The sequence below is a fragment of the Citrobacter sp. H12-3-2 genome, assembly GCF_009649895.1.
GTDB lineage: Bacteria > Pseudomonadota > Gammaproteobacteria > Enterobacterales > Enterobacteriaceae > Citrobacter > Citrobacter portucalensis.
This window is the reverse complement of sequence record NZ_CP045837.1, coordinates 4,420,780-4,432,982: the sequence shown is the minus strand read 5'-3', so window position 1 is coordinate 4,432,982 and position 12,203 is coordinate 4,420,780. Positions and strand designations below refer to the sequence as shown.

Sequence of the window (12,203 nt, the reverse complement as noted above, 5' to 3'; positions counted from 1 at the left end):
ATGCGTAAGTCAGTTATTGCGATTATCATCATCGTTCTGGTAGTTCTGTTCATGTCTGTCTTTGTGGTCAAAGAAGGCGAGCGCGGTATTACTCTGCGCTTTGGTAAAGTTCTGCGTGACGATGAAAACAAGCCGCTGGTCGTTGCACCAGGCCTGCACTTCAAGATTCCGTTTATTGAATCTGTGAAGATGCTGGATGCGCGTATTCAGACCATGGACAACCAGGCCGATCGCTTTGTTACCAAAGAGAAGAAAGACCTGATCGTTGACTCCTACATCAAGTGGCGCATCAGTGACTTTAGCCGTTACTACCTGGCAACGGGCGGTGGCGATGTTTCTCAGGCGGAAGTCCTGCTGAAACGTAAGTTCTCTGACCGTCTGCGTTCTGAAATTGGTCGTCTGGACGTGAAGGACATCGTTACCGATTCCCGCGGTCGTCTGACCCTGGAAGTTCGTGACGCGCTGAACTCCGGTTCTGCTGGCACGGAAGATGAAGTGGCGACTCCGGCAGCAGATAGCGCGATTGCCGAAGCGGCTGAACGTGTTCAGGCTGAAACGAACGGTAAAGTACCGGTCATCAACCCGAACAGTATGGCGGCATTGGGCATCGAAGTAGTTGACGTGCGTATTAAGCAAATCAACCTGCCTGCTGAAGTGTCCGAGGCTATCTACAACCGTATGCGCGCTGAGCGTGAAGCGGTAGCGCGTCGCCATCGTTCACAAGGCCAGGAAGAGGCGGAAAAACTGCGTGCAACGGCTGACTATGAAGTCACTAAAACGCTGGCAGAATCTGAGCGTCAGGGCCGTATTATGCGCGGTGAAGGTGATGCAGAAGCCGCTAAGCTGTTTGCCGATGCGTTCAGTCAGGATCCGGACTTCTACGCCTTCATCCGTAGCCTGCGTGCTTACGAGAAGAGCTTTGAAGGGAATCAGGACGTAATGGTCATGAGCCCGGACAGCGATTTCTTCCGCTACATGAAGACACCAAATACCGCGACACGCTAATCGCGTTCCAGCGGTTTTAAAGCAGCAAAACCACCGGCATCTCCAGGGATGCGGTGGTTTTCTTTTTATATAAGGGCGATGGATGAATTCAACAATTTTGCTGGCGCTCGCGCTGGTTTTGGTGCTGGAAGGGCTGGGTCCGATGCTTTATCCCAGCGCATGGAAGAAAATGATCTCTGCAATGGCGCAACTTCCCGAAAATATTTTGCGTCGTTTTGGTGGAGGTCTTGTGGTTGCGGGCGTTGTGGTCTACTACATGTTGAGGAAAACGATTGGCTGAACAATAAGTAGACTAATTTGCGGATTTTCGCATGCAAAAAGTGCTGTATATCTGAAAAAGCGGTGGTAGAATCCATTTTTAAGCAAACGGTGATTTTGAAAAATGGGTAACAACGTCGTCGTACTGGGCACCCAATGGGGTGACGAAGGTAAAGGGAAGATCGTCGATCTTCTGACTGAACGGGCTAAATATGTTGTGCGCTACCAGGGTGGTCACAACGCAGGCCATACTCTCGTAATCAACGGTGAAAAAACCGTCCTCCATCTTATTCCATCAGGCATTCTTCGCGAAAACGTAATCAGCATCATCGGTAACGGTGTTGTTCTGTCTCCGTCCGCGCTGATGAAAGAAATGAAAGGACTGGAAGATCGTGGTATCCCGGTTCGCGAGCGCCTGCTGCTGTCTGAAGCTTGTCCGCTGATCCTTGATTATCACGTTGCGTTGGATAACGCTCGTGAGAAAGCGCGTGGCGAGAAAGCGATCGGTACTACCGGTCGTGGTATCGGTCCGGCTTATGAAGACAAAGTAGCTCGTCGCGGTCTGCGTGTTGGCGATCTGTTTGATAAAGCAACTTTCGCTGAAAAACTGAAAGAAGTGATGGAATATCACAACTTCCAGCTGGTGAATTTCTATAAAGTTGAAGCAGTTGACTACCAGAAAGTGCTGGATGATGTGATGGCTATCGCCGACATCCTGACCTCAATGGTTGTTGATGTTTCCGATCTGCTGGACCAGGCGCGGAAGCGTGGCGATTTCGTCATGTTTGAAGGTGCGCAGGGTACGCTGCTGGATATCGACCACGGTACCTATCCGTACGTAACGTCCTCCAACACCACCGCAGGTGGCGTGGCAACCGGCTCCGGCCTGGGCCCACGTTATGTGGACTACGTTCTGGGTATCATCAAAGCTTACTCTACTCGTGTAGGTGCGGGTCCGTTCCCGACAGAGCTGTTTGATGACGTTGGCGAGTTCCTGTGCAAACAAGGTAACGAGTATGGCGCGACCACCGGTCGTCGTCGTCGTACCGGTTGGCTGGATTCCGTTGCTGTACGCCGTGCAGTACAGATTAACTCCCTGTCTGGCTTCTGCCTGACCAAACTGGACGTACTGGACGGTTTGAAAGAGGTGAAAATCTGTGTTGCTTACCGTATGCCGGATGGCCGCGAAGTAACGACTACTCCGCTGGCAGCTGACGACTGGAAAGGTATCGAGCCGATTTACGAAACCATGCCGGGTTGGTCTGAATCCACCTTCGGCGTGAAGGAACGTAGCGGTCTGCCGCAGGCAGCGCTGAACTACATCAAGCGTATTGAAGAACTGACCGGTGTGCCGATTGATATTATCTCAACTGGCCCAGACCGTACTGAAACCATGATCCTGCGCGACCCGTTCGACGCATAATTCTGGTTATAGCGTAGCGTCAAACGGCGCTGCGCTTGCACTAATTTAGGCCGGATAAGGTGCTTTGCATCAGAATCCGGCTTAAAATCACGTAAGTTCCTCGCTTTTTTCCTTCCCGAACTGAAATAAATTAGCGACCTGGCTGGTGGCTGGTTTATCATCAATGTAATTAATACTACCAGGTTTATCCGTTTTATCCCTTTTCCTGAGGTTGATGTGCAGTTAACAAGTTTCACCGATTACGGATTACGTGCGCTAATCTACATGGCGTCACTTCCCGAAGGACGTATGACCAGTATTTCTGAGGTGACAGAAGTCTACGGCGTGTCCCGTAATCATATGGTCAAAATAATCAATCAACTTAGCCGGGCGGGCTTTGTTACTGCTATTCGAGGAAAAAATGGCGGTATCCGCCTGGGTAAACCCGCTAAGGATATTGGTATTGGTGATGTGGTTCGCGAGCTGGAACCCTTATCGTTGGTCAACTGTAGCAGCGAGTTTTGCCACATTACCCCGGCCTGTAGACTCAAACAGGCGCTTTCTAAAGCAGTGCAAAGTTTTCTCACGGAACTGGACAACTACACACTTGCTGATTTGGTTGAAAAGAATCAACCGCTTTATAAATTATTGCTGGTGGAGTAACGACTCCCGCCAGCAGCGATGATGACGGAGGAACCGACATGTCACAAGATCCTTTCCAGGAACGCGAAGCAGAAAAATACGCGAATCCTATCCCGAGCCGGGAATTTATCCTCGAACATTTAACTAAACGTGAAAAGCCGGCCAACCGCGATGAGCTGGCCGCTGAACTCAATATTGAAGGTGAAGAGCAGCAAGAAGCGCTGCGTCGTCGCCTGCGCGCGATGGAGCGTGACGGACAACTGGTCTTCACCCGTCGTCAATGCTATGCGCTGCCGGAGCGTCTCGACCTGCTGAAAGGTACCGTTATTGGCCACCGTGATGGCTACGGCTTTCTGCGCGTTGAAGGCCGCAAAGATGACCTGTATCTGTCCAGCGAGCAGATGAAAACCTGTATTCATGGCGATCAGGTGTTGGCACAACCGCTGGGCGCGGACCGTAAAGGTCGCCGCGAAGCGCGAATTGTGCGCGTACTGGTGCCGAAAACCAGCCAGATTGTCGGTCGCTACTTCACCGACGCTGGTGTTGGGTTTGTCGTGCCTGACGACAGCCGCCTGAGCTTCGATATCCTGATCCCGCCGGAAGAGGTAATGGGCGCTCGTATGGGCTTTGTGGTCGTCGTTGAACTGACCCAGCGTCCGACTCGCCGCACCAAAGCGGTGGGCAAAATTGTTGAAGTGCTGGGCGATAACATGGGAACCAGCATGGCCGTGGATATGGCCCTGCGTACTCATGAAATCCCATATATCTGGCCTCAGGCGGTTGAGAAACAGGTCGCCGGACTGAAAGAAGAAGTGCCGGAAGAGGCGAAAGTAGGACGTGTCGATCTGCGCGATCTGCCGCTGGTGACTATCGATGGCGAAGATGCGCGCGACTTCGATGATGCGGTTTATTGCGAGAAGAAACGCGGCGGTGGTTGGCGTTTATGGGTGGCGATTGCTGACGTAAGCTATTACGTTCGCCCGCCGACTCCGCTGGACCAGGAAGCTCGTAGCCGTGGCACATCCGTTTACTTCCCGTCGCAGGTTGTTCCGATGCTGCCGGAAGTGCTGTCCAACGGATTGTGTTCACTCAATCCGCAGGTGGACAGGTTGTGTATGGTCTGTGAAATGACCATTTCGTCGAAAGGCCGTTTAACCGGCTTTAAATTCTACGAAGCGGTCATGAGTTCCCACGCACGTCTGACCTACACCAAGGTCTGGCACATGCTGCAGGGCGACCAGGAGCTGCGTGAGCAGTACGCACCGCTGGTTAAACACATTGAAGAGTTGCATAACCTCTACAAAGTGCTGGATAAAGCCCGTGAAGAGCGTGGCGGTATCTCGTTTGAAAGTGAAGAGGCGAAGTTTATCTTCAATGCTGAACGCCGTATTGAGCGTATCGAGCAGACTCAGCGTAACGACGCACACAAGCTGATTGAAGAGTGCATGATCATGGCGAACATCTCAGCGGCGCGATTCGTTGAGAAAGCCAAAGAGCCAGCGCTGTTCCGTATTCACGATAAGCCGACGACCGAAGCGATTAACTCGTTCCGTTCCGTCCTGGCAGAGCTGGGGCTGGAGCTACCTGGTGGCAACAAACCTGAGCCGCGTGATTACGCTGAACTGCTGGAGTCGATTGCTGACCGTCCTGACGCAGAAATGCTGCAAACCATGCTGCTGCGTTCGATGAAGCAGGCGATTTACGATCCGGAAAACCGTGGCCACTTTGGCCTGGCGCTGCAATCTTATGCACACTTTACTTCACCGATCCGTCGTTACCCGGATCTCTCCTTGCACCGGGCGATTAAGTATCTGCTGGCGCAGGAGCAGGGCCATAAGGGCAACACCACGGAAACCGGTGGCTACCATTATTCGATGGAAGAGATGCTGCAACTGGGTCAGCACTGTTCGATGGCCGAGCGCCGTGCTGATGAAGCCACGCGCGATGTCTCTGACTGGCTGAAGTGCGACTTCATGCTGGACCAGGTGGGTAATGTCTTCAAAGGCGTGATTGCCAGCGTGACCGGATTTGGTTTCTTTGTCCGTCTCGATGAACTGTTTATCGATGGTCTGGTGCATGTCTCCTCTCTGGATAACGACTACTATCGTTTCGACCAGGTTGGGCAGCGCCTGACGGGGGAATCCAGCGGCCAGATGTATCGCCTGGGCGATCGCGTGGAAGTTCGCGTGGAAGCAGTCAACATGGACGAGCGTAAGATCGACTTCAGCTTGATCTCCAGCGAACGTGCGCCGCGTAATGAAGGTAAAACCGCCCGCGAAAAAGCCAAAAAAGGCGATGCGGGTAAAAATACCGGTAAACGTCGTCAGATGGGCAAAAAGGTGAATTTCGAGCCGGACAGCGCTTTCCGCGGCGAGAAGAAAGGCAGAGCCAAACCTCAGGCGGATAAGAATGCGGCTGAGAAGAAAGGCGATAAAAAAGCGAAAAAGCCCTCGGCAAAAACGCTTAAAATTGCTGCCGCCACTAAAGCTAAACGTGCGGCGAAAAAGAAAGTCGCACAATAACAGCCATAGACTGTAAGTCGGGCAACCTTCGCGTTGCCCGGCGTTACGCATAAACTATTAACGAGTACATTCATGAGTGAAATGATTTACGGCATCCATGCGGTGCAGGCCCTGCTGGAACGTGCGCCTGAGCGCTTCCAGGACGTCTTTATTCTCAAAGGTCGTGAAGATAAACGCCTGCTGCCGCTGATCCACGCACTGGAAGCACAGGGTGTTGTCATTCAACTGGCTAACCGTCAGTTTCTGGATGAGAAAAGCGAGGGTGCGGTACATCAGGGGATTATTGCTCGCGTGAAGCCGGGCCGTCAGTATCAGGAAAACGATCTGCCGGATCTGATTGCTACGCTCGATCAGCCGTTCTTTTTGATCCTCGATGGCGTCACCGATCCGCATAACCTGGGCGCATGCCTGCGTAGCGCCGATGCCGCTGGCGTACATGCTGTAATCGTACCGAAGGATCGTTCCGCACAGTTGAATGCGACGGCGAAAAAAGTGGCCTGTGGTGCGGCAGAAAGCGTACCGCTGATCCGCGTCACCAACCTGGCGCGCACCATGCGTATGCTGCAGGAAGAGAATATCTGGATCGTCGGAACCGCAGGTGAAGCCGACCATACTCTCTATCAGAGCAAAATGACCGGTCGTCTGGCGCTGGTGATGGGCGCAGAGGGTGAAGGTATGCGCCGTCTGACCCGCGAACACTGTGACGAACTGATCAGCATCCCGATGGCAGGGAGCGTTTCGTCATTGAACGTTTCAGTTGCGACGGGTATCTGCCTGTTTGAAGCCGTCCGCCAGCGCGGCTAATTCATTCTCTATGTCTCTTAAGCCATCCCCCGGGATGGCTTTTTTGTGACCTGAATCCCAGGCACTCTCTTGTCTGGCTGACCATACTTAAAGCGACGGCCATTGAAGGAGGGAGACACAATGCACTGGCAAACGCATACCGTTTTTAACCAACCTGTACCGCTCAATAACAGTAACTTATATTTGTCCGATGGCGCGCTGTGCGAAGCGGTTATCCGCGAAGGCGCTGGCTGGGACAGCGATCTTCTCGCCAGTATTGGTCAGCAGCTAGGGACTGCCGAGTCGCTCGAACTGGGCCGTCTGGCCAATGCATTCCCGCCTGAACTGTTGCGCTACGACCCGCAGGGGCAGCGGCTGGATGATGTGCGTTTTCATCCTGCCTGGCATTTACTGATGCAGGGGTTGTGCGCCAACCGCGTACATAATCTGGCCTGGGAAGAAGATGCGAGGCAGGGAACATTTGTTGCCCGGGCGGCCCGTTTCATGCTGCATGCGCAGGTGGAAGCTGGCACGTTGTGTCCGGTGACCATGACTTTTGCCGCCACGCCGCTGTTACTTCAAATGTTACCCGTCCCCTTTCATGACTGGATAACGCCGCTGCTAAGCGACCGTTATGACTCGCATTTACTGCCAGGTGGGCAAAAGCGTGGGCTGCTTATCGGTATGGGCATGACCGAGAAGCAGGGTGGTTCAGATGTGCTGAGCAATACCACTCAGGCAGAACGTCTTGCTGATGGCTCGTATCGGCTGGTGGGACATAAGTGGTTTTTCTCCGTGCCGCAAAGCGATGCCCATTTAGTGCTGGCCCAGGCTAAGGGAGGATTATCCTGCTTTTTTGTGCCGCGATTTTTACCTGACGGGCAGCGTAATGCTATCCGTCTTGAGAGATTGAAAGATAAGTTAGGCAACCGCTCCAACGCCAGCTGCGAGGTTGAATTCCATGAAGCGATTGGCTGGCTATTGGGTGAAGAAGGGGAAGGTATACGCCATATCCTGAAAATGGGGGGGATGACGCGTTTTGACTGTGCGCTCGGCAGTCACGGTATGATGCGGCGTGCTTTTTCCGTCGCGATTTACCATGCGCACCAGCGGCAGGTCTTTGGCAAGCCATTGATTGAACAGCCGATGATGCGTCAAGTGTTAGGTCGGATGGCGCTCCAACTGGAAGGTCAAACGGCGTTACTGTTTCGACTGGCGCGGGCCTGGGGCCGCTGTGCTGATGCTAAAGAAGCGCTGTGGGCCAGGTTGTTCACGCCAGCGGCGAAATTCTCCGTTTGCAAAAGCGGTATACCATTTGTGGCAGAAGCGATGGAAGTGCTGGGTGGGATTGGCTATTGCGAGGAGAGCGAGCTGCCGCGTTTGTATCGTGAAATGCCGGTAAACAGTATCTGGGAAGGCTCTGGCAACATTATGTGCCTTGATGTATTGCGGGTACTGACCAAACAACCCGGCATGTACGATATGCTCAGCGAAGCCTTTGCGGAAGTCAAAGGGCAAGATCGACATTACGATCGAATGGTACGTCAGCTCCAGCAGCGTTTACGTAAACCCAGCGAGGAGATGGGAAGGGAGATTACACAGCAGCTTTTCCTGCTCGGTTGCGGGGCGCAGATGTTGCGTTATTCTTCTCCGCCAGTGGCGCAGGCCTGGTGCCAAATGATGCTTGATACGCGGGGGGGACTACGATTGTCTGAGCAGGTGCTGAACGATTTGCTTCTGCGGGCAACGGGGGGATTACGGTAATAATATGCCAGATGGCGACGCTTTCGCGTCTTATCATGTCTACAGTTCACTGTAGGTCAGATAAGTTTACGCCATCCGGCAATGTGTTAAGCATAGAGTATGGCCTGTACGCGCCAGTTGTCGGGCTGCTGATCTTCGTACATTTGAATGATCCGATACCATGAGGCACCTTGTTCATCCGCTTTTAACGCGACTATACGTTCTACATCCTGCGGATTTCCTGCAATGTTACTGACAGATATCTGGCCAATTTCGTTCAGGCCAGTAACACAGTCAGCACTGGCGAATTCGGCAGACTGTGCCGTAGTACCTACCAGTCCGGCAGAAAGCAGCAGTGAGGATAAGGCAAGTGATTGTTTCATCGTCAGCTCCATTATTCGTACCCCTACACACGGCAGGGCATTCCATCGCGATAATAAACCTCAAGCTTCCTGCTGTTGGTTTATTGTGCACAGGTAAACGCATAGGGGCGCAAAGCAATGTAAAGCTGACTAAATTTCAACCCAATGTTATTTACGATACAAAATAGCCTGTGAATACCATTGGCCTGTCACGATGGTTTCATCCACTAATAAAACCACGTAGTAATCAGCTTTAGCCGCGGCGGCTTTGGCACGGATCTCTGCCAGCGCATCATCCGGAGAGCCTCTTACCAGTGCGCTAACCGTCCCTAATCGCTGTAACCCATTACTTTGGTCACGGCGGATCTCCTGCGGGTGGTCGGCAACGGGCGGTGCGGGTTGTGGCGTTCCCTGTAGCACGCTACAGGCGCTTAAAAACATAACCAACAACAAAGAGGCAAACCGACGCATAACTCTATCTCGTTTCCTGATAGCCATAGTGTAGTGCCTTATTAATTTCCCTTTAGGGGAATGTTCCCGAATTGTTATCTCTCACGCGATTTTCGAATGAAAATGTTGCGAAAGCGTAACCCAGTTCTCAACATTATGAATCATTGCCGAACACATTCGCTTGCGTTAAGTATTGCTGCATGGCATACCAGAAAGAAAGAGGCGACAAATGATTGAAATTGAAACACGACGGCTAGCTGGTATCCCTGTCCTGCACGCCGTTCCGGCTGGCAAACGCGAATGTTCACTCCCTTGTATTATCTTCTATCACGGGTTTACCTCTTCAAGCCTGGTTTACAGCTATTTTGCCGTTGCGCTGGCTCAGGCCGGGTTCCGCGTCGTCATGCCAGATGCGCCTGACCACGGTGCCCGCTTCAAAGGTGATGCTCAGGGGCGAATGTTCCGCTTCTGGCATATTTTGCAGCAAAATATGCAGGAGTTTGCGACGTTACGTGCGGCGCTGGTGGCGGAAAATTGGCTTTCAGATGAGCGGCTTGCCGTCGGTGGGGCGTCGATGGGGGGAATGACAGCACTGGGCATAATGGCGCGCCATCCTGAGGTTAAATGTGTAGCCAGCCTGATGGGTTCTGGCTATTTTACCCGGCTTGCGCAGACGCTTTTTCCCCCTCTACTGATTCAGACCCCAGAGCAGCAGGCGGAATTTGATGCCGTTATCGCCCCGCTTGCCGAATGGGATGTTACGCATCAGTTACCACGCCTCGCTGACAGGCCGTTGCTGCTGTGGCATGGACAGGATGATGATGTTGTACCCGCTGTTGAAACCTTCCGCTTACAGCAAGCGCTGACTCAGGCAGGTTTGGACAACAATCTGACCTGCCTGTGGGAAGCGGGCGTACGACATCGCATCACGCCAGAAGCGTTGGCCGCAACAGTGACGTTTTTCCGCCAGCACCTTTAAACGCGCATAATGCTCACGCCCTGGGCTTCAAGCTGTTGCAGAATCTCAGGGTTTGCATTTTTGCCAGTAATCAGCATGTCGATTTGGTCGGCGCGACTGAACAGCATTCCCGCACGTTCACCGACTTTACTGCTATCGACCAGTACCACCAGTTTGCCCACCACGTTAAGCATCTTCTGCTCGGCCATCGCGGTCAGCATATCGGTTTTATACAGTCCGTCCGCGGTCAACCCTTTGCCACTGGTGAACATCCAGTGCCCGGCATACAGGCTATTTTCACTGCCTTGCGGGCTAAGCGTGATGGATTGGCTTTTGTTATATTGCCCTCCCATGATAATCACGCTGTCATGCTCCTGGTCGATCAGATAGTTCGCCAGCGGCAGATAATTAGTGATGATCTGCACCGGCTTGCCGCACATTTCGCGACCCAGTAGAAAGGCGGTCGATCCGCAGTTGATCACCACGCTTTCACCCGCATTCACAAGCTGGGATGCCGCCTTGGCAATACGAACTTTTTCATCGTGGTTCTGTGCCTGGTGCAGATTCATTGGCGTCCAGCGCGGTCGCTGCTGGGTAATAGCTTCTGCGCCGTTGCGGACTTTCTTGAGTTTGCCGCTTTCGTCGAGTTTGTTGATGTCCCGGCGTGCTGTGGCGGGTGAAATCCCCAGACGCTCAATCACGTTCTCAACGGTAACAAAGCCCAACTGCGCCAGCATATCCAGCAATATTTGATGTCTTTGTGCTTCAGTCATGAGCTATTCCGATACAAATTGATTTGAAAAGATGATATTTGAAATAGCCTGGAAATACTAAAGTAAATGGGAAAAAATGCCGGGATGGCCCGGCATTTTGTGTGGATCACAAGAACGATTTAAACGGTAAATCCGGTTCAATCGTGAAGCAGTCGTCAAAGCCGCGCGGATAGTGATATTCAAAGTTATCTTTGTCCAGCGGCCAGGTGAACTTGCCACCCACCTGCCAGATAAAAGGCTTAAAGCCATACTTCAGCCGATCTTTTTTCATCTCCCAAAGTACGCGGATCTCCTGAGGATCGGCCTGGAAGTTTGACCAGATATCGTGATGGAAAGGGATCACCACTTTTGTATTCAGGGCCTCCGCCATACGCAGCATGTCGGAACTGGTCATTTTGTCCGTAATTCCCCGTGGGTTCTCGCCGTAGGATCCGAGCGCGACGTCGATCTGGTGCTCATTGCCATGCTTTGCATAGTAGTTGGAGTAGTGTGAATCACCGCTGTGATAAAGCGTACCGCCCGGCGTTTTGAACAGATAGTTTACGGCGCGGGCATCCATACCATCCGGCAGCACGCCTGCCGCTTTTTGATCGGCAGGAAGCGTGATCAATGCCGTACGATCAAACGCATCAAGCGCATGAATTTCAATATCTTTCACTTTCACCACATCGCCAGGTTTTACCACGATGCAGCGCTCTTTTGGTACACCCCAACCGATCCACAGATCCACACAAGTCTGCGGTCCAATAAACGGCACGTCGTCGGCACAGTTCTGCATGACGGCTGCTGCAACATTTACGTCGATGTGATCGTTATGATCGTGCGTGGCCAGCACCGCATCGATCTGACGAATGGCAAACGGATCAAGAACAAACGGCGTGGTGCGCAGGTTTGGCTGCAGCTTCTTCACGCCCGCCATGCGTTGCATCTGGTGACCGGTTTTCATCAGCGGGTTACCGTGACTCTGTTTACCCGTACCGCACCAGAAATCGACGCAGACGTTAGTTCCGCCTTCAGACTTTAGCCAAATTCCAGTACAGCCAAGCCACCACATAGCGAAAGTGCCAGGTGCGACCTGTTCCTGCTCGATCTCTTCATTGAGCCAGCTTCCCCACTCCGGGAATGTGCTCAGAATCCATGATTCACGCGTGATGCTTTTTACTTTACTCATCGCAATTACCTTCATGTTTGTTCAAGTTGAATCAAATGATGATTTATTTTGATTGATACTGACATCATTTTATCAAGAAGGCAATGCGCTGATTTTTGGTGTTGAATGGGAAAATGTGAACAAATTACAACGTG

At 52.4% G+C, this 12,203-nt stretch carries 12 protein-coding genes; 8 read left to right on the top strand and 4 right to left on the bottom strand.

Features of this window, described 5'->3' with window-relative positions; all coding sequences use genetic code 11:
* The 7 genes from hflC (at window position 1) to GHC22_RS21055 (ending at window position 8,376) form a co-directional block, all read left to right on the top strand.
* Entirely contained in the window at window positions 1–1,005 is a 1,005-nt protein-coding gene (gene hflC, locus GHC22_RS21085) for a protease modulator HflC (RefSeq protein ID WP_003830491.1), read from the top strand.
* An 82-nt stretch (window positions 1,006–1,087) separates the two neighbouring features.
* The gene (locus GHC22_RS21080) at window positions 1,088–1,285 is read left to right on the top strand and encodes a DUF2065 family protein (protein WP_003025602.1); all 198 of its coding nucleotides are present in this window, start codon (window positions 1,088–1,090) and stop codon (window positions 1,283–1,285) included.
* A 102-nt stretch (window positions 1,286–1,387) separates the two neighbouring features.
* Window positions 1,388–2,686, top strand: a complete 1,299-nt coding sequence (purA, locus tag GHC22_RS21075; protein WP_003025606.1) for an adenylosuccinate synthase — start codon at window positions 1,388–1,390, stop codon at window positions 2,684–2,686.
* A 216-nt stretch (window positions 2,687–2,902) separates the two neighbouring features.
* Window positions 2,903–3,328 carry a nitric oxide-sensing transcriptional repressor NsrR gene (nsrR, locus tag GHC22_RS21070; RefSeq protein ID WP_003830485.1) on the top strand — a complete coding sequence of 142 codons (426 nt, stop codon included), beginning with the start codon at window positions 2,903–2,905 and terminating at the stop codon, window positions 3,326–3,328.
* 38 nt (window positions 3,329–3,366) lie between these two features.
* Complete coding sequence (gene rnr, locus GHC22_RS21065) at window positions 3,367–5,829, top strand: ribonuclease R (RefSeq protein ID WP_063941659.1); 2,463 nt, start codon at window positions 3,367–3,369, stop codon at window positions 5,827–5,829.
* 72 nt (window positions 5,830–5,901) lie between these two features.
* Window positions 5,902–6,633 (top strand): 23S rRNA (guanosine(2251)-2'-O)-methyltransferase RlmB, encoded by a 732-nt coding sequence (gene rlmB, locus GHC22_RS21060; protein ID WP_003830482.1) that lies wholly within the window; start codon window positions 5,902–5,904, stop codon window positions 6,631–6,633.
* Window positions 6,634–6,753: 120 nt separating this feature from the next.
* Window positions 6,754–8,376 carry an isovaleryl-CoA dehydrogenase gene (locus GHC22_RS21055; RefSeq protein ID WP_153753863.1) on the top strand — a complete coding sequence of 541 codons (1,623 nt, stop codon included), beginning with the start codon at window positions 6,754–6,756 and terminating at the stop codon, window positions 8,374–8,376.
* 86 nt (window positions 8,377–8,462) lie between these two features.
* On the opposite strand, the gene yjfN is transcribed toward GHC22_RS21055, so the two are convergent.
* Window positions 8,463–8,738 carry a DUF1471 family protease activator YjfN gene (gene yjfN / locus GHC22_RS21050; RefSeq protein WP_020996263.1) on the bottom strand — a complete coding sequence of 92 codons (276 nt, stop codon included), beginning with the start codon at window positions 8,736–8,738 and terminating at the stop codon, window positions 8,463–8,465.
* Window positions 8,739–8,885: 147 nt separating this feature from the next.
* Entirely contained in the window at window positions 8,886–9,215 is a 330-nt protein-coding gene (bsmA, locus tag GHC22_RS21045) for a biofilm peroxide resistance protein BsmA (protein WP_057066585.1), read from the bottom strand.
* A 181-nt stretch (window positions 9,216–9,396) separates the two neighbouring features.
* Between bsmA and yjfP the strand changes: the two genes are divergently transcribed.
* Window positions 9,397–10,146, top strand: a complete 750-nt coding sequence (gene yjfP / locus GHC22_RS21040; protein ID WP_153753862.1) for an esterase — start codon at window positions 9,397–9,399, stop codon at window positions 10,144–10,146.
* Here yjfP and ulaR read toward each other — a convergent pair.
* Both ulaR and ulaG read right to left on the bottom strand, forming a co-directional pair.
* On the bottom strand, window positions 10,143–10,898 hold the full coding sequence (ulaR, locus tag GHC22_RS21035; protein WP_003025646.1) for an HTH-type transcriptional regulator UlaR: 756 nt from the start codon (window positions 10,896–10,898) through the stop codon (window positions 10,143–10,145). The two genes, yjfP and ulaR, sit on opposite strands and share 4 nt — an antisense overlap.
* Window positions 10,899–11,004: 106 nt before the next feature.
* Window positions 11,005–12,069, bottom strand: a complete 1,065-nt coding sequence (gene ulaG, locus GHC22_RS21030) for an L-ascorbate 6-phosphate lactonase (protein WP_003025649.1) — start codon at window positions 12,067–12,069, stop codon at window positions 11,005–11,007.
* Window positions 12,070–12,203: the final 134 nt, after the last annotated feature.

Excerpts from the sequence above, each read along its gene's own strand:
- hflC (WP_003830491.1), top strand. The coding sequence starts at position 1 with ATGCGTAAGTCAGTTATTGCGATTATCATCATCGTTCTGGTAGTTCTG.
- GHC22_RS21080 (WP_003025602.1), top strand. The coding sequence starts at position 1,088 with ATGAATTCAACAATTTTGCTGGCGCTCGCGCTGGTTTTGGTGCTGGAA.
- purA (WP_003025606.1), top strand. The coding sequence starts at position 1,388 with ATGGGTAACAACGTCGTCGTACTGGGCACCCAATGGGGTGACGAAGGT.
- rnr (WP_063941659.1), top strand. The coding sequence starts at position 3,367 with ATGTCACAAGATCCTTTCCAGGAACGCGAAGCAGAAAAATACGCGAAT.
- rlmB (WP_003830482.1), top strand. The coding sequence starts at position 5,902 with ATGAGTGAAATGATTTACGGCATCCATGCGGTGCAGGCCCTGCTGGAA.
- GHC22_RS21055 (WP_153753863.1), top strand. The coding sequence starts at position 6,754 with ATGCACTGGCAAACGCATACCGTTTTTAACCAACCTGTACCGCTCAAT.
- yjfN (WP_020996263.1), bottom strand. The coding sequence starts at position 8,738 with ATGAAACAATCACTTGCCTTATCCTCACTGCTGCTTTCTGCCGGACTG.
- bsmA (WP_057066585.1), bottom strand. The coding sequence starts at position 9,215 with ATGGCTATCAGGAAACGAGATAGAGTTATGCGTCGGTTTGCCTCTTTG.
- yjfP (WP_153753862.1), top strand. The coding sequence starts at position 9,397 with ATGATTGAAATTGAAACACGACGGCTAGCTGGTATCCCTGTCCTGCAC.
- ulaR (WP_003025646.1), bottom strand. The coding sequence starts at position 10,898 with ATGACTGAAGCACAAAGACATCAAATATTGCTGGATATGCTGGCGCAG.
- ulaG (WP_003025649.1), bottom strand. The coding sequence starts at position 12,069 with ATGAGTAAAGTAAAAAGCATCACGCGTGAATCATGGATTCTGAGCACA.